Here is a 20,657-nt window from a genome sequence, read left to right as displayed (position 1 = left end):
AAGCCCCTTTTCGGGCCTGTTCGGGTGCCTAAGACTGCCGCACTTTCGCCTTTCACGCCAGTCGCAGATGGTCGAAAGGCCTGCTCTACTGCACCCAGCGCTGCAAAATTTGCTGTAAATCAGTACGTTTGAAGGGCTTGGCGAGATAATCGTTCATGCCTGCCGACAAACAGGCCTCGCGGTCGCCCTGCAAGGCATTGGCGGTCAATGCGATGATCGGCACGTCCGCGCAGCCGGGCAATTGGCGGATCTGTCGGGTCGCCTCGTAGCCGTCGACGATCGGCAACCGGCAGTCCATCAGAATCGCTTCAAAAATCAGGCTCTCGGCGCTGCGCACGGCTTGCGCACCATCGGTCGCGACGCTGACAGTAAAGCCCAGGCTGCGCAACATGGCTTCGATGACCGTCTGATTGACCGGGTTGTCCTCGACCAGCAGCACATTGCGCCCCGCGCCATCACCCTTGCCGGTCTGTGCCCGGGGCGTCAGTACCGGTAACGACTGCTTATAGAGTGCCAGCGGGATTTCCAGGGTAAACACCGAGCCCAGGCCGTCTTCGCTTTGCGCCCGCAAGGTGCCGCCCATGCGCTCGGCCAGGGTGCGGGCAATCGGCAAGCCCAGACCGGTGCCACCGTAGCGCCGTGAAATAGAGCTGTCGGCCTGCTGGAAGGGATTGAACATCAACTCCAGGCTTTCAGCCGCAATACCGATGCCGCTGTCGCGAACGGTGCAGGTAAACCACAGCAGTTCGTGATCCAGCGATTGCCAATGCGGTGCAATGCTGACGCAGCCCTGCTCGGTGAACTTCAATGCATTGCCCACCAGATTGACCAATATCTGCCGGATTCGGGTCGGATCACCCTGAACCTGAATGGCGCGCATGTCCTCGGGGATCAGCAACTGCAGATCGAGCCCGCGCTGCAACGCGCTGTGCTGGAACGATTGGGCGCAACTGCTGATCAGGTCCGCGAGGTTGAACGGGATGTGTTCCAGTTCCAGCTCCGAACGCTCGATGCGCGAGAAGTCGAGAATGTCGTTGATGACCTTGAGCAGGTGTTCGGTGGACTCCGAGGCCAGCGCTGCGTATTCGATCTGCTCCTCAGTCATATCGGTAGTTTCCAGCAGCTGTAGCATGCCGAGCACGCCATTCATCGGCGTGCGCAATTCATGGCTCATCATCGCCAGGAAGTCAGACTTGGCATTGTTGGCCTTTTCCGCCTCCTCGCGTGTCTGGATCAACTGCGCCATCGCCTGCTGCTGCTCGCGGCTGGCTTTTTCGAGGCCGGCGGCGAGGTTGTTGATGTGCTGCGACAGCGCGCCCAGTTCGGTGTCGTCGACAATCGGCAGGGGTGTTTTGTAATCGCCGTCATGGATCGCCTTGACGGCGTTGCCGATATCGCGGATCGGTTGCGACAGGCTGCTCGCCAGGCGCCGGGCTACCAAAAAGGTAAACAGCAAGGCAAACAGCGCCAGGATGGCGGCTTTGAACAGGATTTCCTGCTGACGCTGGCTGAAGGCGTCATTCGACAGTCCGACGATCACCCGGCCCAGATAATCCTCGGTGGGGCCAACACTGGCGGCTTTGGCTCCCTGAAAGAAATCATTGTTGAGCGCTATCCGCTGCAGCCGCACTGGCGCCTGGAACACTTGGACCTGTTGCGAGCGCCGGTAGGTTTCCGACGGTTGCTCGACGTACACCAATATCCGGTTGGCGTTGTCCTGGACCTCCAGAAAGCGCACGTGCGGCGTGGCGAGTGTCGCCTTGAGCAAACTTTCAAGCACCTCGTTGTTACCTGAAATTACCCCGTATTCGGTGGCGGGGGCCAATTGGTTGGCGATCAATTGCCCGGTGTGGTTAAGCTCCTGCCGCAGGTCCTGGATCCGTACGAAGGTAAAGAAGCTGATCAGCAGCAATGTCAGCAGCAAGGCAGGGCCGAGGCTGATCATCTGGGTGCGAGTGCTGATGTCCCAGGGACGACGGAGGATCATGGCAGGGCTTTTCCTTCAGCCAATTGGGTGGCAACAGCTGCCTCATTGATCGGTTCGATACCTAATGAACGAGCCACTTGCGGATTACTTGATACTTTGAAGTGTTGCGGATAGAGCGTACGCGGCCAACTCGCCGCAGGCAGATCGAGCAACTCGTCGAGCACCTGCAGCCAGTCGCTCTGATCGCTGTAGGTGCTGGCCAGGCTGCCGGCCCTGACGAAAGCGGCGTTGGGGCCGATCAATGCCAATTGCCGGGAATAGCTGCTCAACAGCAGGTTTTTTGCGGTTTTCGGGTTGTAGAGGTCGGGATCGTCGAGGCCCAGCAGGACGTCACAGTTTTTCAGCAAGGTCTGCAGGGGACGGCTGTCATGGGTGTTATCCCAGCGCTCGACAACCACTTCAAGCTCCAGCCCAAGGGCGGCCAGGCGCAATTCTTTCAACAGGAACTCGCTGTGTTTGTCGTACAGCACACCGATGCGCTGCGCCTGGGGCAGAATGAGTCGGGTCAGGCGCAATTGTCGGTCAAGTGGCGGATCGCTCCAGAGCAGGCTGAGGTGGGGTGGAACGTTAACGCCAAAGCGTTGCCGGGCTTGCAGACGGCTGATGCGCAGCACCAGCGTCGCCGGACCCGGAGCCTCTTGTTGGCGCCAGTCGAGGCTCGGCAGATCAAGCAGGATCAGGCGGGTGGCGGCGGGCAGTTTGCCGGGTGATGGAAGGCTCGCCAGTGGCTGGAAACGCACACTGTCGGCAGGGCGCATGTCGCTCAGCGCGTGGACGAAGGATTGCACGCCGGGATTGTCCTCGGCGCCGGTCAACAGAATGTCGGCAGCTTGTGTCGGCAGGGCGCCGAGCAGACAGCCAGCTACCAGGCACAACCTGGCCAGCAGGCGGCCCGGTGACGGCGGTTTCCATGACTGGCGATGCCGCATTTAAAACATCAGCTCCGCGCTGAAATAAAGCACCCGACGCTCGTCGTAGTTATTGTCGACGAACGTGGTGGGCTGGTTATCCAAGCGTTGTTGCAGGATGCCGGCCAGTTCCAGATTGGCCTTGCCCAGGCCGATGCGCTTGGCAATGCGCGTGTCGACCCGCTCAAAGCGGTACCCATTTAGCGCATCGTCGCCAAAGTAGAAGATCGCGCTGTTCCAGCCCTGTCCCCAATCACGCAGCCAGCCGGCTGAGCCGCTGTTGCGCGCGGTCTGCTGCTCATCCAGGGGGTTGCTCGCGTCGGCGTCCACGTAGGCATAGTTCAGGCGCAGGCGGTCAGCGCGGCCGAGGTGCCAGTCCAGTTGCGTTTCAGCTCCGGTGAACCGGGCATTGTTAGAGTTGCTGGCAATGTACTGATTGTTGCGCAGCGGTTCGCTGATCATGCCGCTGATTTCGTCGTAGAACAGCTTCACATCGACGCTCAACCCCAGTCCGGCGAAGTAGCCGTTGTAGCCCAGCTCTCGCGAGCGCATGCGCTCCTGGTCGAGATCGCCCGGACCACGGGTCTTGACGAAGTAACGGGCGCTGGTCTGGCCGTAAGCCGTGGGCCGCAAATTGCTCACCCGGTAACTCCAGTTGACGTTGTTTTCGAACATGTCTGGCGAACGGATCGCCTCCGAATACACAGCACGCAAGCCTTGGCGTGGAGTGATCAAGTAATTGACTGCCACGCGCGGGGTCCATGAGCTGCCGATCAAATGTGTGGTTTCGAACATTGCCCCGCCCTGCAGCAACCAATGCTCGGTGGCGCGCCATTCGAGTTGGCCAAACGTGCGCCACGTGGTGTCGTCGAGCGTGCCGTTGAAGTAGGTCTCGGAATCTGCCCGGTCGTAACGATAGTTCATGCCGCTGACCAGTCGCAGACTGTCGGACAGGCTGAGTGTGTCTTGCACTTCCAGGTCGTAGCGCGATTCCCGGGAGCTTTGATCGATGTCGCCACACACTGTTTGTCGGGCGCCGTTTTTCCATTGCGCCAGCACTTGATTGGCCAGCGCCTGTTCCGCTGGCGTACCGCGAGGTGCGCCAGTACCGGTGAAGCGATCCATGTTGCGCGCCAGTCGTTCGGTGTAGTTCGGGTTGAGCTGCCAAAGCCGGGTCAGTTCCGGGCTGAATGACGCCTCGGCATCACAGGCACGCCAGGTTTGCTGGCGATCCCAATGCTGAGCGGAGCCCTGGACATAAAGGCTGTGCTCAGGATTGATGTCAAGGTTCCAGCGCAACGAACCTGCGTAGTCTCTGGCGGCGACGTCAGAATTGTTCCCCGCGGCAGTAATACCCGGGAATACCGGGCGGTAGGTATATGGCCGCTGGTTGGTGCCATCCTTTGCATTCAGTTGCCAGTCGATGTTTTGGTTTTCGGTCAGCGTCTGGCTCACGGCGAGGTTAAAACGGTTCAAGCGACGGCTGTCCCGATAGTCGGTACCGTTGCGGTCCGAATCGAAACCGTCGTCTTGCTGGCCGGACAGTGACAGACGCAGATCACCACCGTCCCAGCCGCTGCCCTGGCTGGCGTAATAGTCGTTGATGCCGCGCTGGCCGCGGGTCACTTTCAAACGCGTGCCAAGACTGTCGGCCGGGTTGCGCGTGATGATGTTAACCACAGCCATCAGCGCATTGGCGCCATAGCTGACGGTGTTCGGACCACGGAAAACCTCAATGCGCTCGATGTCTTCCATGGCCACCGGAATATCACTCCAGTCCACCGTGGCCAGGCCCGCGCGGTACACCGAGCGACCGTCGATCAGCACTTGCAGGCGCCGGGCTGCGGTGGCGTTGGTGCCGTGGTAGTTCACGGCGGCCTGATTGCCGGTGATGTTGCCGACCATCATGCCCGGCACCAGTCGCAGCAATTCGGCGATGTCGCGTGCGCCTGTGGCGACGATCAGTTCGCTGTCGATCACCGTCATGCTTCCCGGAACAGCCGCCGGCGACTGCTTCAGGCGGGTGGCTGTCAGCACTTGCGGGAGCGGTTCGTTATCGAGAAACAGGTCGTCGGCCAGCAAGGACGGGCTGAAGATCAGCGCCATCACCAGCGGTGAGCGGGGTGAAGGAGAACCAAACGACACGTCATACCCTTGATCGTGGTGAGTTGGCGCGCATGTTAACCGAGCCCGATCACTTTTCCATTCGCGATGCCAGCATTTTCCCAGGATTTATCGGTCTTCTTCCTACAAGCGTTGGTAATTGAAACCGGGGCTGGCCGCCACGGGGCCGCTCCGTATAATGCCGACATCGCCACTGGTATGGATTAACGGATTGCATATGACTGAACAGCGCCCGATTGCGGTCCTGGGAGGCGGAAGTTTTGGTACCGCCGTGGCTAATTTGCTGGCCGAAAACGGCCATCAGGTCCGGCAGTGGATGCGTGACCCCGAACAGGCGGAGGCCATTCGGGTCAATCGCGAGAACCCGCGTTACCTCAAAGGCATCAAGATTCTTGCGGCAGTAGAACCGGTGACGGACCTGCAAGCCACGCTGGCAGCCTGCGACCTGTGTTTCGTCGCGCTTCCCTCCAGTGCATTGCGCTCGGTTTTGGTTCCGCACGCCGAACTGTTGAGCGGCAAACTGCTGGTCAGCCTGACCAAGGGCATCGAAGCCCACACGTTCAAGTTGATGAGCGAGATTCTCGAGGAAATCGCCCCGAAAGCGCGCATCGGCGTGCTGTCCGGACCGAACCTGGCCCGTGAAATCGCCGAGCATGCACTGACCGCCACCGTGGTCGCCAGCGAAGACGAAGAGCTGTGCCAGCGGGTTCAGGCAGCGCTGCATGGCCGGACCTTTCGCGTGTATGCCAGCGCTGACCGGTTTGGCGTCGAGTTGGGCGGGGCGCTGAAAAACGTTTACGCAATCATTGCCGGCATGGCCGTTGCGTTGGGCATGGGCGAAAACACCAAGAGCATGCTGATTACCCGGGCGCTGGCGGAAATGACCCGTTTTGCGGTGAATCAGGGCGCCAACCCGATGACCTTTCTCGGTCTAGCTGGTGTGGGCGATTTGATCGTCACCTGCTCGTCACCGAAAAGCCGTAATTACCAGGTCGGGTTTGCCTTGGGTCAGGGCCTGAGTCTGGAGGACGCGGTCACCCGTCTGGGTGAAGTCGCCGAAGGTGTGAACACGCTGAAAGTGCTCAAGGCCAAGGCTCAGGAGGTGGGCGTCTATATGCCGCTGGTCGCCGGTCTGCACGCTATCCTGTTTGAAGGGCGCACGCTTAATCAAGTGATTGAGTTGTTGATGCGCGGCGAACCGAAAACCGACGTCGACTTTATTTCAACCAGCGGTTTCAACTAAGCACGCTTTGTAAAAAACAGGGGAACGCGACATGAACGATCCGAAACTGGAAACCAAGTACGAATCCATCCTGCTGCGGGTGCTGTGGATGATCGTCTTCCTGTTGGTATGGCAAGTGGCGCAGTTCATCCTTGGCGCATTGGTGCTGGTGCAACTGATCTATCGTTTGTTCTATGGCGCCCCGAGCGCCAGCCTGATGAACTTCGGTGACAGCCTGAGCCAGTTCCTGGCACAGATCGGGCGTTTCGCCAGCTTTCACAGCGACCAGAAGCCCTGGCCGTTCGCCGACTGGCCGACGCCGCGTACACCGGAAGGTGAAGCGCCTCATGTCGTGGCGCCCGCGCCGCATCCGGCCCGAGATGAGGAACCGAAACTATGAAAGTCTGGGTATTGCGTCATGGTGAAGCGGAGCCACACGGCAAGCGTCTTGATTCCGAACGGGCATTGACTGCCCACGGTCGTGAAGAAGTGCTGCGCATTACCGCTGAACTGGCCGGTCAACCCCTTACCGCGATTTACGCCAGTCCTTACCTGCGTGCGCAGCAGACCGCGCAGTTGGTGCGTGAAACTCTGGGTTTCGAGCCTGAGATCCGCACGGTTGAGTGGCTGACCCCGGAAACCGATCCGGACAAGGTGGCTGAACAACTCGTGTCAGTCAGTGATGTCCTGTTGGTCAGTCACAACCCGCTGGTGGGCAACCTGCTGAGTTATCTGCAGCACGGCGCCGGCTTTCCACCGGAAAAAGTCAGCACCGCCGGCCTGGCCGAGCTTGAGAACAATGAACTGCTGATCGGGTCGATGAAGCTCAACGGCATCAAACACCCGTAACCGCTTGGCCTCGGCTTTTGTGGGAGCTGGCTTGCCTGCGATAGCATCGACGGGGTCTGGTTGAAGAACCGCGGTGCTTGCATCGCGGGCAAGCCCGGCTCCCACAGGGGGCAGCGCGTTGCTGGTTTTTGTGTGAAATAGTCAACCAAGCAATCGCTTGGTTGACTACGCTTGCTCCATAATAAAAATTCAGGAGCGAGTCGCATGTCTGCAGCTTTTCGTTTGCCGCTGGATGTCTTCTACGAGCGTGAGGCCCGTCATCCACGCCAGCGTTTTCTGGTCCAGCCCACAGGCGGCGGGCAGGTCGAGACCCTGTCCTGGGCCGACGTCGGCCATCAGGCACGCTGCGCCGCGCACTGGCTGCGGGCTCGCGATCTGCCGCAAGGCAGCCATATCGCTCTGATCTCAAAAAACTGTGCCCACTGGATCATCGCCGACCTGGCGATCTGGATGGCCGGGCACGTCTCTGTGCCGCTGTACCCCAACCTGACCGCCGAATCCGTGTCTCAGGTACTCGACCACTCCGAAGCGGCGCTGGCGTTCATCGGCAAACTCGATGACTGGCCAAGCATGTCCCGTGGTGTCTGCCCTGACTTGCCGACGATCAGTCTGCCGCTGCACCCGCCGGGCTCCTTCGATTTCAGCTGGGCCGACCTGCAACGCAGTTCGCCCATCCAGGATGACCCCAAGCCCACCGCCGATCAGTTGGCGACCATTATTTACACGTCAGGCACCACCGGGCTGCCCAAAGGCGTGATGCATAGCTTTGGTAATCTGGGTTTCGCCAGCACGCGCGGTACGCAGTTGTTTGGTCTCAACGAGTCGGACCGGCTACTGTCCTATTTGCCGCTGTGCCACGTTGCCGAGCGCATGTTCGTTGAGATGGCATCGATTTACACCGGGCAAACCGTGTTCTTTGCCGAGAGCCTCGACACCTTCCTGACTGATTTGCAGCGTGCGCGGCCCACCGCCTTGTTTGGAGTGCCACGGATCTGGACCAAATTCCAGATGGGCGTGTACAGCAAGATCCCCGCAAAACGCCTCGATTTTCTGCTTGGCCTTCCCTTCATTGGCAAGCGGATCGGGCATAAAGTCCTCGCCGGCCTGGGGCTGGAAGCCTTACGCGTTGCCTTGTCGGGCGCGGCGCCCGTGCCACAAACCTTGTTGCTGTGGTACCGCAAGCTGGGGCTGGATGTGCTGGAGGTCTACGGCATGACCGAGAGCTGCGGCTATTCCCACATTTGTCGGCCGGGCGAAAACAAACCCGGCTGGATCGGCAAGCCTTGCCCGGAGGTTGAAGTGCGGATCGACGAGTCGGGCGAGGTCATGGTGCGCAGTGGCGCGACCATGCTCGGTTATTTTAAGGAACGGCAGAAAACCGCTGAAACCATCACCGAAGATGGCTTCCTGCGCACCGGCGACAAGGGCGAGGAGGACGCAGAAGGCAACCTGCGCCTGACCGGACGCTTGAAGGAAATCTTCAAGACCAGCAAGGGCAAATACGTGGCACCGGCTCCGATCGAAAATCGCCTGGCGGTGCATTCACGAATCGAGCAGGTGTGCGTGGTTGGTGATGGTTTGATCGCGCCGCTGGGACTGTGTGTGTTGTCGGCGGTCGGGCAGCAAGACGCCAGCGGAACGGCGAGGGCCGGGCTGCATTCAAGCCTGGAAAAACTGTTGGATGAGGTCAATGGCGTCCTCGACAAACATGAGCGCTTGCGGCGTCTGGTGGTGGTCAAGGACAGCTGGGCCGTGGAAAACGGTTTCCTGACGCCGACCCTGAAGATCAAGCGCAACGTGATCGAAGCAGCGTACGGCGCCCGCTTCGAAGAATGGAGCGAGCGCAGCGAGGCGGTGCTGTGGCAGGATTGAATGAAGAACAACACCCACAAAGGAAAGTAGCGATGAGTCTGTGGCGTACCCCACCTAATATCGAGCATTTGAATGCAATCCAGAAAAACACCATCGGCGAAGTGCTGGATATTCGCTTCGAAGCATTCGACGAAGGGTCCCTGACCGCGAGCATGGTCGTTGATCACCGCACTCACCAGCCATACGGCCTGCTGCATGGCGGGGCCTCGGTGGTGCTCGCCGAATCGGTCGGTTCAATGGCCAGCTACCTGTGCATCGACGCCAGCAAGTTTTACTGCGTGGGCCTGGAAATCAACGCCAATCATTTGCGCGGACTGCGCAGTGGGCGGGTGACTGCCGTGGCCACACCGATCCATATTGGTCGCACGACGCATGTTTGGGATATCCGTTTGACCAGCGATGAAGGCAAGGCCAGTTGCGTGTCGCGGTTGACCATGGCGGTTGTGCCGCTGGGCGAGAACCCACCAGTACGGTAAACCCAATGCCCTATAGCAGCTGTCGAGCAACGCGAGGCTGCGTCTGCGGTTTTGCCGGGTTTACGACGGCTGCGCCGCCGGACGCTGCCTCGCGGGGCTCGACAGCTGCTACAGGGTTCTTCATGAGCGTTGCGGACATTCTTGTGAGCTGACTGTCATCATTCCTGTCACTTACTGTCATTGCTGTCAGCCGTCGTCTTACGGACAATCAACGGCTATTCTCGCTCATGGATTTGCCGGTATGTCGCAACAGATATTTTTCGCCCACGCCAATGGCTTTCCTTCAGGGACCTACGGCAAGTTGTTCGCGGCGCTGGCGCCCGAGTATCAGGTGACGCATCTGGAGCAGCACGCTCATGACCCGCGTTTTCCGGCGGACGACAATTGGTACAACCTGGTGGACGAGCTGATCCATCACCTCAAGCAACAAGCGGAACCGGTGTGGGGCGTCGGCCATTCCTTTGGTGGCTTGCTGCACTTGCACGCGGCGCTGCGTTGCCCTGAGTTGTATCGTGGCGTGGTGATGCTCGATTCCCCAGTCCTGACCCTGACCGATCGATGGGTCATCCGCGCGGCCAAGCGTTTCGGTTTTATCGACCGTTTGACCCCGGCCGGTCGTACCCTGGGGCGTCGAGAAGAGTTCGCCGACATCGAAAGCGCCCGCCGTTATTTTGCGGGTAAAACCCTGTTTCGCAGTTTTGATCCGGAGTGCTTTGATGCCTACCTGCAACATGGTTTGCACAGAGTCGGGGACAAACTGCGCCTGCGTTTCAATCCCGCTACGGAAATCAGCATCTATCGTGGCGTGCCCCACACCAGCCCCGGTCGCACACGTCAGCTGAAGGTGCCGCTGGCGGTGGTGCGCGGGCATAAAAGCCGCGTGGTGATGCGTCACCATGCAAGCTCTGTCGGACGCATGCCGTTGGGTGAATCCCTGACCGTGCCGGGTGGCCACATGTTTCCTCTTGAACGTCCACACGACACGGCCACGCTGCTGAAAAACCTGTTCAGCCGTTGGGACAGTCGCAGCCAACAGGATTGCGCATGAACAATGCCGTCGAAGAAGTCCGCCTGAGCCTGCCGCACATCGAGTTGGCGGCGCACTTGTTCGGTCCTGAAGACGGCCTGCCGGTGATTGCGCTGCATGGCTGGCTGGACAATGCCAACAGCTTTGCCCGGCTGGCGCCCAAGCTCAATGGCCTGCGCATCATCGCCCTGGACATGGCGGGTCACGGTCACTCCGGTCATCGTCCGCCCGGCGCCGGTTATGCGATGTGGGATTACGCCCATGACGTATTGCAGGTCGCCGAACAGCTTGGCCTGAAGAAGTTTGCGCTGATGGGGCACTCCATGGGGGCGATCGCTTCTCTGATCATTGCCGGGTCGATGCCGGAGCGCGTCACCCACCTGGCCTTGATCGACGGCATCATTCCTCCTACAGACAAAGGCGAAAATGCTGCCGAGCGCATGGGCATGGCCCTGCAAGCGCAGCTGGATTTACGGGAGAAACAAAAACCGGTCTACAACACCCTCGACCGTGCCATTGAAGCGCGCATGAAAGGGTTGGTGGCCGTCAGTCGTGAAGCCGCCGAGCTGCTGGCCCAGCGGGGGTTGATGCCGGTGCCGGGCGGTTACACCTGGCGCACCGACAACCGGCTGACACTGCCATCGCCGTTGCGCCTGACCACCGAACAGGCCATGGCGTTCGTCCAGCGGGTCAGTTGTCCTGCCAAACTGGTCGTCGCGGCGGACGGCATGCTCGCCAAACATCCCGAGTTGCTGGAGCGTCTACCCTTTAGCCGTGAACAGCTGCCAGGCGGTCATCATTTGCACCTGAATGACGAATCCGGCGCCGACCTTGTCGCAGACTGTTTCAATCGGTTCTTCGCCGTTCCTTGACTTGCGCCGGGCAACTGTCGAGGCTGGGCGGGTTGAAATGGGAGACAACCATGATAGATCTCTACACCGCTGCGACCCCGAATGGCCACAAGGTCTCTATCGTGCTCGAGGAACTCGGCCTGCCCTACACGGTGCATGCCCTGAGTTTCGACAAGAAGGAACAGAAATCCGAGGACTTCCTCAAGATCAACCCCAATGGGCGGATACCGGCGATTGTCGACCGCGCCAATGGCGATTTCGCCGTGTTTGAATCCGGCGCCATCCTGATTTACCTCGCTGAATTGACCGGCAAGCTGATGCCCCTGGACCCGAAAGGGCGCTCGCTGGTGATGCAATGGCTGATGTTCCAGATGGGTGGCATCGGCCCGATGCAAGGGCAGGCCAACGTGTTTTTTCGCTACTTTCCGGAAAAACTCCAGGGCGCCATCGACCGCTATCAACACGAAACCCGACGCCTCTATGAAGTGCTCGATACCCGCCTGCAAACCGAAGAGTTTCTGGCCGGCGAGTACAGCATTGCCGACATCGCCACGTATCCGTGGGTCCGTGGATACGAGTGGTCCGGGGTCGAGGTCGACGGCTTGACGGCCTTGCAGCGCTGGATGGCAACCATGGCGGCACGCCCTGCGGTGCAGCGCGGTTTGCTGGTGCCGGAACGCATCGACGATGCCAGCGTCATCAAGGGTGCCCAGGCCATGCTGATCCGATGAGCCTGTCCATGCGTTCACTCAGTCTGCTGGCGCTGTGTTGTTTCAGTCCTTTATCGTTTTCCGCCGATGTTCCCGGCAGTCAGGACCTGCCGATCCTGCCGCGCATGGAAGATGCGCAGATCGTCGATTATCGTCCGGCCGTCGAACTTGAACGGATCTACCCGCTGGGATCCATCCGAAAGATCAGCGGCCAGCTGCGCTTTGACGGTCAGGTTACCGCTCGTGGGCTAACCACGTCGGTCACTTACGAGTTGCCTGCGGAACACTCCTCCAACGAAGCCTTTACGGCTGCGCGTGAAGCCTTGCAAAAGCAGGGCGCCGAGTTGCTGTTCTGGTGCCAGGCCCGCGATTGCGGCGAAAGCAGTCTGTGGGCCAACGAAGTCTTCGGCAATGCCAAGCTCTATGGTGCCGACGATCAGCAGGCGTATTTGCTGCTGCGACTGGCGGCACCGCAGGACAATGCTCTGGTGGCGCTTTACAGCATCACTCGCGGCAATCGCAAAGCCTATCTGCACGTCGAACAATTCAATGCGGCGGCACCGTTGGGCGATTTGTTTCCGACTTCCGCCACCTTGCTGCGCCAGCTCAGAAGTACCGGCGTACTCGATTTTCCGAAACTGGTCGCTGATCCCGATGACACGTGGCTGCGTCTGATTTCTCGCGGGCTGAACCTGGACACCACCTTGCGAGTCAGTGTTTCCGGAGCCAAGGCTGAAGCCTGGCGCGAGGCACTGATCTCCCAGGGCGTGCGTGCGGCGCGAATGGAAGCCGGCAACGTCGAAGGCTCTGGCCTGCATATCGAGCTGTTGCGATAAGCTGTACAGGCGAGCGCGAATCGCGCGTTCGTCTACCCTTTTTTTGACTGACTTTTTTGAGATTTTACATGCCCAATAACGATCGCCTGTTGGTGCAGATTCTGCTCCTGGTGCTGTTTGGCGCGAGCTTCTGGGTGATGGCGCCCTTCTGGTCTGCGCTGTTCTGGGGCGCGGTGCTGGCGTTTGCCAGTTGGCCGTTGATGCGCTTGTTGACCCGTTGGCTCAATGGCCGTGAATCCCTGGCGGCCGCATTGCTGACCCTCGGCTGGATGGTGCTGGTGGCGGTGCCGCTGGTGTGGCTGGGTTTCAACCTTGCTGACCATGTGCGCGACGCAACGGTGTTTATCAAGGATGTACAGGTCGAAGGTCTGCCTGAGGCGCCGGACTGGCTGCACAGCATTCCTTTGGTTGGCGCACGGTTGGTGGTGATCTGGAACAGCATCGATCAGCAAGGCGCTGCAATGATGGCGTCGCTCAAGCCCTATCTGGGGCAGGTCGGTAACTGGCTGCTGGCGCGCAGTGCGCAGATTGGCGGCGGTATTCTCGAACTGACGCTGAGTATCGTGTTTGTGTTCTTTTTCTACCGCGACGGTCCGCGGCTGGCGACCTTTGTACATAGCTTGCTGGAACGCCTGATTGGTCGTCGCGCCGAGTATTACATCGACTTGGTGGCGGGCACGGTGCAGCGGGTGGTGAACGGTGTCATCGGTACGGCAGCGGCGCAAGCGGTGCTGGCGTTGATCGGATTCCTGATCGCCGGGGTGCCTGGGGCATTGGTGCTGGGCATTGTGACCTTCTTGCTCAGCCTGATTCCGATGGGGCCGCCGCTGGTGTGGATTCCCGCTACGGCCTGGTTGGCCTGGAAGGGTGATTATGGAATGGCGATATTCCTGGGGATCTGGGGCACGTTCATCATCAGCGGCGTCGACAACGTGCTGAAGCCCTACCTGATCAGCCGGGGCGGGAATCTTCCGTTGGTGATTGTGTTGTTGGGGGTGTTTGGCGGGTTGATTGCGTTCGGCTTTATCGGGTTGTTTATCGGCCCGACATTGTTGGCCGTGGCTTACAGCTTGCTGACTGACTGGAGCAAGAGTCAGGCGCGGGTAGAAGATCGCCGGCCTTAAATGCTTTGTAGCGGCTCCAAAAGACTAGACTTACCAGCGCGCCGACGACGAATTACCGATCATCGGGTCCCGCAGCGCCGCTGGTTCCGCTACAATGCGCGCCGATTTCGTCCTGCCTGAGAGCCCGCACATGTCCGTCTGCCAGACTCCTATCATCGTCGCCCTGGATTTCCCCACCCGTGACGCCGCACTGAAGCTGGCCGACCAGTTGGACCCAAAACTGTGCCGGGTAAAAGTCGGCAAGGAACTGTTCACCAGCTGCGCCTCGGAAATCGTTGGCACCTTGCGTGACAAGGGTTTCGAAGTGTTCCTGGATCTGAAATTCCACGACATCCCGAACACCACCGCCATGGCCGTGAAGGCCGCTGCAGAAATGGGCGTGTGGATGGTCAACGTTCATTGCTCGGGCGGCCTGCGCATGATGGCGGCCTGCCGTGAAGTGCTGGACCAGCGTAGCGGGCCTAAACCGCTGCTGATCGGCGTGACCGTGCTCACCAGCATGGAGCGTGAAGACCTGGCGGGTATCGGTCTGGACATCGATCCGCAGGAGCAAGTGTTGCGCCTGGCCGCACTGGCGGAAAAAGCCGGGATGGACGGTCTGGTATGTTCGGCACTGGAAGCCCGGGCCTTGAAGTCGGCGCACCCGTCGTTGCAACTGGTGACCCCTGGCATTCGTCCCGCCGGCAGTGCGCAAGACGATCAACGCCGCATCCTGACCCCGCGTCAGGCGCTGGACGCCGGTTCCGATTACCTGGTGATTGGTCGTCCGATCAGCCAGGCAGCGGATCCGGCCAAGGCACTCGCCGCCGTAGTGGCCGAACTCGCCTGACCAAACACTGAAGATGAAATGTGGGAGCGGGCTTGCTCGCGAATGCGGTGTGTCAGTCAACGTTGATGTCGACTGACACACCGCATTCGCGAGCAAGCCCGCTCCCACATGGGTTTCGTGGTTACTGAAAGTTCTGGATCAGACCTTCAACACCAACTTCCCGAAATTCTCGCCGCTGAACAATTTCATCAGCGTCTCCGGGAATGTCTCCAGTCCGTCAACAATGTCTTCCTTGCTCTTGAGTTGCCCCTTGGCCATCCAGCCGGCCATTTCCTGTCCGGCGACGGCGAACTGGGTGGCGTAATCCATCACGACAAAACCTTCCATGCGCGCGCGGTTGACCAACAACGACAGGTAATTGGCCGGACCCTTGACCGCTTCCTTGTTGTTGTACTGGCTGATAGCGCCGCAAATGACCACGCGCGCCTTCATATTCAGTCGGCTCAGCACTGCATCGAGAATGTCGCCGCCGACGTTATCGAAATAGACGTCGACCCCTTTCGGGCATTCGCGTTTAAGACCGGCGATGACGTCCTCGTTTTTGTAGTCGATGGCGCCGTCAAAACCCAATTCGTCGATCAGGAACTGACACTTGTCCGCGCCGCCGGCAATCCCGACCACACGGCACCCTTTGATCTTGGCGATCTGTCCGGCAATGCTGCCCACCGCGCCAGCCGCGCCCGACAGCACCACGGTGTCACCGGCTTTCGGCGCGCCGACATCGAGCAGCGCGAAGTAGGCGGTCATCCCGGTCATGCCAAGGGCAGACAAGTAGCGCGGCAATGGTGCCAGTGACGGATCAACCTTGTAGAAACCGCGGGGTTCGCCAAGGAAGTAATCCTGCACGCCGAGGGCACCGTTGACGTAGTCCCCGACTGCAAACCCTGGATTATCCGAGGCCACGACTTTGCCGACGCCCAATGCGCGCATCACTTCACCCAGCCCCACTGGCGGGATGTAGGACTTGCCCTCGTTCATCCAGCCGCGCATGGCAGGGTCAAGGGACAGGTATTCGTTTTTGACCAGAATCTGACCCGTCGCCGGCTCGCCGACCGGTACTTCCTGATAGGTAAAGGTCTCGCGGGTCGCCGCGCCCACCGGACGTTTGGCGAGCAGGAACTGGCGATTGGTCTGGGTAGTCATGACAGGCACTCAAGATGAATGAAGCCTTGTTGATAGCCCTTCATGCTCAATGCCGCAAGTTTGGCTGATGCGGCGAATGCACATCGATCCAGTGCAGTGATAGTCAGGGTCGGTGTTCTATCACTGCCACGCATGGCCACCCAACCGGCCTTCTGATAGTGCTGCCGCGCTGAAGCCCTCCATGCCTAGACTGAAACCCAGGCAATCCCCCAAATTCTTCTCTTCGAGGACATAACAATGAGCATGACGTTTTCCGGCCAGGTCGCCGTGGTGACTGGCGCTGCCAACGGTATTGGCCGTGCGACCGCCCAGGCGTTCGCGGCCGAAGGGTTGAAAGTGGTGGTGGCCGACATGGACACCGCCGGCGGCGAAGGCACCGTGGCGCTGATTCGTACCGCGGGTGGCGAAGCGACCTTCGTGCGTTGCAACGTCACGCTGGAAAGCGATGTAAAAAATCTGATGGACGAAGTGGTGAATACCTACGGCCGTCTGGACTATGCCTTCAACAATGCCGGCATCGAGATCGAGAAAGGCAAACTCGCCGACGGCACACTGGATGAGTTCGACGCGATCATGGGCGTCAACGTCAAAGGCGTCTGGTTGTGCATGAAGTATCAATTGCCCTTGTTGTTGGCCCAGGGCAGCGGTGCGATCGTCAACACCGCTTCGGTAGCGGGCCTGGGGGCGGCACCGAAGATGAGTATTTATGCGGCGTCCAAACATGCGGTGATCGGGCTGACCAAATCAGCAGCGATCGAGTATGCCAAGAAGAAAATTCGCGTGAATGCGGTATGCCCGGCGGTGATCGACACCGACATGTTCCGCCGTGCCTATGAAGCGGACCCGAAGAAGGGCGAGTTTGCCAACGCCATGCACCCGGTGGGGCGCATCGGCAAAGTCGAGGAAATTGCCAGCGCTGTGCTGTACCTGTGCAGCGACGGCGCAGCATTCACTACCGGCCATTCGCTGGCAGTGGATGGGGGCGTTACGGCGTTTTGAAGTCAGGTGTTGCAACGTAGGAAAACACCCGTACTTGTGCGGGTTTTTTTACAGTTCCGTGACGGGGTTGGGCAATGTGTTTCAAAGGGTTAGAACCGAGGGATTTAGCGGCGTTGTCGCACGTCTGATCCAGCACTCCTGTGATTAACTGTTTCCCGCAAAACGGACAGGAGTGTGCTTGCTCATGGAATTGAGAATCGATCGACAGGCCTTGGTGCCGGTCGTGCAGCAAATCGTCGATGCGTTGGCCGGCTGGGCCCGTCAGGATGGGGTATTGCCGGGAGCGCGTTTACCTTCTGCGCGGCAAATCGCACGGGCCAATCTGCTCAGTCAATCCAGCGTCGTCGAAGCCTGTGAACGCCTGGTAGCTCAAGGCGTGCTGGCACCGCGGCAGGGTGCAGGTTTCATGGTTGCCATGCCTGCGCTGGCTGCTGAGGGGCGACAGAGTTGCCCTTGGTTCGAAGGAGCTGATGTGACGCAGGGCGGCGCCTCGGGTGACCTCAAACTGGGCTGTGGCGACCTGCCCGAGAGTTGGCGTGAAACTGACGATTTGACCTACGCAATCCGTCAGGTGAGCCGCATCGACATGGCCGGGCTGTTCAACTACAGCACGCCGCTGGGTTTACCCGCCTTGCGCGAGCAAATCCTCAAACGTCTCCAGCAACTCGACATTGAAGTGGATGACAGAAGGATTGTGACCACGACCGGGGCGACTCACGGGCTCGATCTGATCGTGCGCACGTTGCTCAAACCGGGCGATTGCGTGGTGGTGGAAAGTCCGGGGTACTCACTGTTGTTCGACCTGCTCAGGCTCAACGGCGTGACGATGATCGAGGTGCCGCGCACCCCGCGAGGGACTGACACGCAGGCGTTGGAAGCGATGTTGGTGAAGCACCGGCCCCGTGCGCTGTTTATCAATAGTTTCTACCAGAACCCGACCGGCAGTAGCCTGACACCCGTCGTTGTGCAGCGGGTGCTGCAATTGACCAGAGCCCATGGCGTGCTGGTGATCGAAGATGACGTCTATGCCGATTTGCACCGCGGCCCCGGCACTCGCCTCGCGGCGATGGGGATCGACGACAATGTGATTTACGTCGGCAGTTACTCCAAGACCCTCAGCAGTTCATTGCGCGTCGGCTTTGTCGTGGCCAGTGACACGATGGTGTCGCGACTGGCCGAGGTCAAGATGACCAGCAGCATGGGCACTTCAAGGTTCTGCGAAGCAGTGCTGGCTTGCCTGTTGGCCGGCGGCGCGTATCGCAAACTGGTTCAGCGTCTGCGTCAGCGATTGAACACCGACAGAGAAGCGGCCCTGCATGTGCTCGAAGATGCCGACTGGGAAGTTTTCGGCAAGCCGGTGGGTGGTCTGTTCATCTGGGCGCGGTCACGCGGCGCCAGCTTCGCTCAGGTACACAAGCAGGCCCGACGCTTCGGGGTGTTGCTGTCTTCAGCTACAGCCTTCAGCCCCGGCGGTGAGGCCACGGACTGGCAGCGCATCAATGTGGCTTATGCCTGTGATCCTCGGGCGCGGGCATTTTTTCAGGCCACCGCTGCGAATCGACCTCAGGCGTTCTGAAAACGACGCGGGCGTAGCTTTTTGCCATTATTGTGGCGCCAGAGACTTGTGCTGGCACAGGCCCGTTGCGACCCTGCGTCAACAGACTATGTCAGGGGACTACGCGCAATGATTTCGGCCGTGCAAGGACGTTTCGCCAACCTCGGTATGGCAAAGAAAATGGCTGTCGGGTTCGTACTGGTGCTGCTTTTGACTGCGCTGGTCGCCGCCATCGGCGTGTGGTCCCTGCAAACCATCAGTCAGCGCTTCGATGGGCTCAAGCAAATGTCATCGCTCAATAGTGGTTTGCTCAAAGTGCGGCTGCTGGAGCAGGAGTACGCCTTGCACGGTAACCCGAAAACCGCGGATGCCCTGCGCGAGGGCGTTGATGGTCTGATTGCTCTGGCGACCGGGCTCAAGGCTGCATCGACGGCTAACGTGCCAGTGATGAATGACGTCGAGCAGTTGCTGGGCGCCTATCGCAAGGCGTTCGATGAGTTCGTCTCGCTGAGTCAGGCCAAGGACCTGGCGCTGGAAATGGCCAGTTGGTCGGTGTCCAGCGTGGCCAATAACCTTGATGTGCTGCAAGCCGGCCTGGCCGATGACGGTGCCTATACCTTGAAGCAATCCGAGGGCAAGGACGGTGGGCAGTTTCTCGAACAGGCCAGTCAAGTCAGCCAGGTCTCGCGTTTGATGTTGCAAGCCATGAACGAAGCGCGGGTGCGTCTGGACCAGGGTCGCAAGGGCGACGACAGCGCGGGCCAAGGCAAGATCGAACAGGCGGATCAGGCATTGACTCAGGCCGGGCAGTTGAAAACCACGGTCAAGGATGAGGGCTATCAGACGGTCCTCAATGAAGTGACCGGCCACATCGGCAGCTTCAGTGAAAAACTCACGGAGTACACCGGTCTGTTGGCCCAGGAGAAAGTCGTCTACCAACAACTGCATCAGCGCGCCGCACAAGTGGTGGAGCGGGTGGATCAAGCCTACGTCGCCGAAGACCGGTCGATGCAGGCCGAGCTGAAAAAGAACGCGTTGCTGATCCTCGGTTCCTCGGCCCTGGCATTGCTGGTCGGGCTGGTGGCGGCGTGGGTGATAACCCGGTTGATCGTGGCACCGCTGCGCAGTGTGATCCGTGTGGCTCAACAGATCGCTGCGGGTGATTTGAGTGCAACGGTTGAAGTCACTCGCCGTGACGAGATCGGCCAATTGATGCAGGCGATGCAACAGATGGGGGCCGGGCTCAGCCGTATCGTCAGTGGTTTGCAGGCCGGTATCGAGCAATTGGCGAATTCAGCGCATTCGCTGTCGGCAGTGACCGAGCAGACCAATCTGGAAGTCAGCAGCCAGAAGGAAGAAACCGAGCAGGTCGCCACGGCGATGAACCAGATGACGGCGACGGTGCACGACGTGGCGCGTAACGCTGAAGAGGCCGCGCAAGCTGCACAGACCGCGGATGGCAAGGTTGAAAGTGGTCAGCAAGTGGTGCGCCAGAGCATGGCGCGCATCGAGCAACTGGCAATTTCGGCGACGTCGGCCAGTTCCAGCATTGAAAGCTTGAGTGCAGAAATCCAGAACATCGGTACGGTGCTTGGCGTGATCAAAAGTGTCGCCGAGCAAACCAACCTGTTGGCGCTCAACGCAGCGATCGAGGCCGCACGGGCGGGCGAGCAGGGCAGGGGCTTTGCCGTGGTGGCCGATGAAGTCCGGGCACTGGCCAGGCGTACCCGGCAATCGACCGAGGAGATCGAACGTCTGGTCAGTGCCTTGCGCTCGGCCGCACAGTCGTCGGTACAGCAGATTCAAAACAGCGGCGAGCTCGTAAAACTGGCCGTCAGTGATGCGTTGCAGACTGAAAGTGCGTTGGGAAGTATTGCGGCGGCGGTGTCGTTGATTCAGCAGATGAACCAGCAGATTGCCGCAGCAGCCGAGGAGCAGAGTTCGGTGGCTGAGGAGATTAATCGCAGCGTCACGAGTATTCGGGCGAGCGCGGATCAGTCATCGCTGGCGATGCAGGGCAACGCGGCGTCCAGCATTGAGCTGGCTCAGCTGGGGCTCGAACTCAAAGGGATGGTGGGGCACTTCCGGCTCTGAAAACCCTAATACCAGTCAGTTATGCCGTCACGCGGCCCGAGCCGAACGCAG

The 20,657-nt window shown here is 59.9% G+C and carries 18 protein-coding genes and 1 pseudogene; 15 read left to right on the top strand and 4 right to left on the bottom strand.

The genetic code is table 11. The features are described from left to right. Positions 1-85: 85 nt before the first annotated feature. From PMI22_RS00220 to PMI22_RS00230, 3 genes are read right to left on the bottom strand one after another with little or no spacing between them, the layout of a single operon-like run. Positions 86-1,987, bottom strand: coding sequence for an ATP-binding protein (locus tag PMI22_RS00220; protein WP_007949505.1), 1,902 nt, complete (start codon positions 1,985-1,987; stop codon positions 86-88). Next, entirely contained in the window at positions 1,984-2,916 is a 933-nt protein-coding gene (locus tag PMI22_RS00225; protein ID WP_007949504.1) for a hypothetical protein, read from the bottom strand. The genes PMI22_RS00220 and PMI22_RS00225 overlap by 4 nt, the downstream gene beginning before the upstream one ends. Then, positions 2,917-5,040 (bottom strand): TonB-dependent receptor plug domain-containing protein, encoded by a 2,124-nt coding sequence (locus PMI22_RS00230; RefSeq protein WP_033049810.1) that lies wholly within the window; start codon positions 5,038-5,040, stop codon positions 2,917-2,919. Between the two features lie 196 nt (positions 5,041-5,236). Between PMI22_RS00230 and PMI22_RS00235 the strand changes: the two genes are divergently transcribed. The 11 genes from PMI22_RS00235 to pyrF all read left to right on the top strand — a co-directional run bounded on the left by PMI22_RS00235 (position 5,237) and on the right by pyrF (position 14,815). Beyond that, positions 5,237-6,262 carry an NAD(P)H-dependent glycerol-3-phosphate dehydrogenase gene (locus PMI22_RS00235; RefSeq protein ID WP_007949502.1) on the top strand — a complete coding sequence of 342 codons (1,026 nt, stop codon included), beginning with the start codon at positions 5,237-5,239 and terminating at the stop codon, positions 6,260-6,262. A 31-nt stretch (positions 6,263-6,293) separates the two neighbouring features. Continuing rightward, complete coding sequence (locus tag PMI22_RS00240; protein ID WP_007949501.1) at positions 6,294-6,641, top strand: DUF4389 domain-containing protein; 348 nt, start codon at positions 6,294-6,296, stop codon at positions 6,639-6,641. After that, positions 6,638-7,090 carry a phosphohistidine phosphatase SixA gene (sixA, locus tag PMI22_RS00245; protein WP_007949500.1) on the top strand — a complete coding sequence of 151 codons (453 nt, stop codon included), beginning with the start codon at positions 6,638-6,640 and terminating at the stop codon, positions 7,088-7,090. Before PMI22_RS00240 ends, sixA begins: the two co-directional genes overlap by 4 nt. A gap of 204 nt (positions 7,091-7,294) precedes the next feature. Beyond that, entirely contained in the window at positions 7,295-8,962 is a 1,668-nt protein-coding gene (locus tag PMI22_RS00250) for an AMP-binding protein (protein ID WP_007949499.1), read from the top strand. 32 nt (positions 8,963-8,994) lie between these two features. Then, complete coding sequence (locus PMI22_RS00255) at positions 8,995-9,438, top strand: hotdog fold thioesterase (RefSeq protein ID WP_007949498.1); 444 nt, start codon at positions 8,995-8,997, stop codon at positions 9,436-9,438. 241 nt (positions 9,439-9,679) lie between these two features. After that, a complete protein-coding gene (locus PMI22_RS00260; RefSeq protein ID WP_007949497.1) occupies positions 9,680-10,486 on the top strand; it encodes an alpha/beta fold hydrolase in 807 nt (268 codons plus the stop codon). Continuing rightward, positions 10,483-11,337 carry an alpha/beta hydrolase gene (locus PMI22_RS00265; protein WP_007949496.1) on the top strand — a complete coding sequence of 285 codons (855 nt, stop codon included), beginning with the start codon at positions 10,483-10,485 and terminating at the stop codon, positions 11,335-11,337. Before PMI22_RS00260 ends, PMI22_RS00265 begins: the two co-directional genes overlap by 4 nt. Positions 11,338-11,387: 50 nt before the next feature. Next, the gene (locus tag PMI22_RS00270; protein ID WP_007949495.1) at positions 11,388-12,047 is read left to right on the top strand and encodes a glutathione S-transferase family protein; all 660 of its coding nucleotides are present in this window, start codon (positions 11,388-11,390) and stop codon (positions 12,045-12,047) included. An 8-nt stretch (positions 12,048-12,055) separates the two neighbouring features. After that, entirely contained in the window at positions 12,056-12,862 is an 807-nt protein-coding gene (locus PMI22_RS00275; RefSeq protein WP_007949494.1) for a DUF4892 domain-containing protein, read from the top strand. A gap of 68 nt (positions 12,863-12,930) precedes the next feature. Continuing rightward, positions 12,931-13,986, top strand: a complete 1,056-nt coding sequence (locus PMI22_RS00280; protein ID WP_007949492.1) for an AI-2E family transporter — start codon at positions 12,931-12,933, stop codon at positions 13,984-13,986. Positions 13,987-14,116: 130 nt separating this feature from the next. After that, positions 14,117-14,815, top strand: a complete 699-nt coding sequence (pyrF, locus tag PMI22_RS00285) for an orotidine-5'-phosphate decarboxylase (protein WP_007949491.1) — start codon at positions 14,117-14,119, stop codon at positions 14,813-14,815. 138 nt (positions 14,816-14,953) lie between these two features. Here the strand turns inward: pyrF and PMI22_RS00290 are convergent, their stop codons facing one another. Beyond that, entirely contained in the window at positions 14,954-15,958 is a 1,005-nt protein-coding gene (locus PMI22_RS00290; protein WP_007949490.1) for an NADP-dependent oxidoreductase, read from the bottom strand. Between the two features lie 237 nt (positions 15,959-16,195). Between PMI22_RS00290 and PMI22_RS00295 the strand changes: the two genes are divergently transcribed. The 4 genes and pseudogenes from PMI22_RS00295 (at position 16,196) to PMI22_RS32585 (ending at position 20,606) form a co-directional block, all read left to right on the top strand. Further along, on the top strand, positions 16,196-16,957 hold the full coding sequence (locus PMI22_RS00295; RefSeq protein ID WP_007949489.1) for an SDR family oxidoreductase: 762 nt from the start codon (positions 16,196-16,198) through the stop codon (positions 16,955-16,957). A 184-nt stretch (positions 16,958-17,141) separates the two neighbouring features. Further along, positions 17,142-18,533: an aminotransferase-like domain-containing protein gene (locus PMI22_RS00300; protein WP_007949488.1), complete on the top strand. Its 1,392-nt coding sequence runs from the start codon at positions 17,142-17,144 to the stop codon at positions 18,531-18,533. 108 nt (positions 18,534-18,641) lie between these two features. After that, a pseudogene (locus PMI22_RS32590) lies at positions 18,642-19,745 on the top strand (HAMP domain-containing protein); the annotation flags it as partial. Beyond that, positions 19,725-20,606 (top strand): methyl-accepting chemotaxis protein, encoded by an 882-nt coding sequence (locus PMI22_RS32585; protein WP_443200818.1) that lies wholly within the window; start codon positions 19,725-19,727, stop codon positions 20,604-20,606. The pseudogene PMI22_RS32590 and the gene PMI22_RS32585, both read left to right, overlap by 21 nt. The last annotated feature ends 51 nt before the right edge of the window (positions 20,607-20,657 follow it).

The sequence above is a fragment of the Pseudomonas sp. GM21 genome, assembly GCF_000282215.1.
GTDB lineage: Bacteria > Pseudomonadota > Gammaproteobacteria > Pseudomonadales > Pseudomonadaceae > Aquipseudomonas.
Note: the sequence above shows the minus strand (reverse complement) of the source record. Positions and strands in the feature narration are given on the sequence as shown.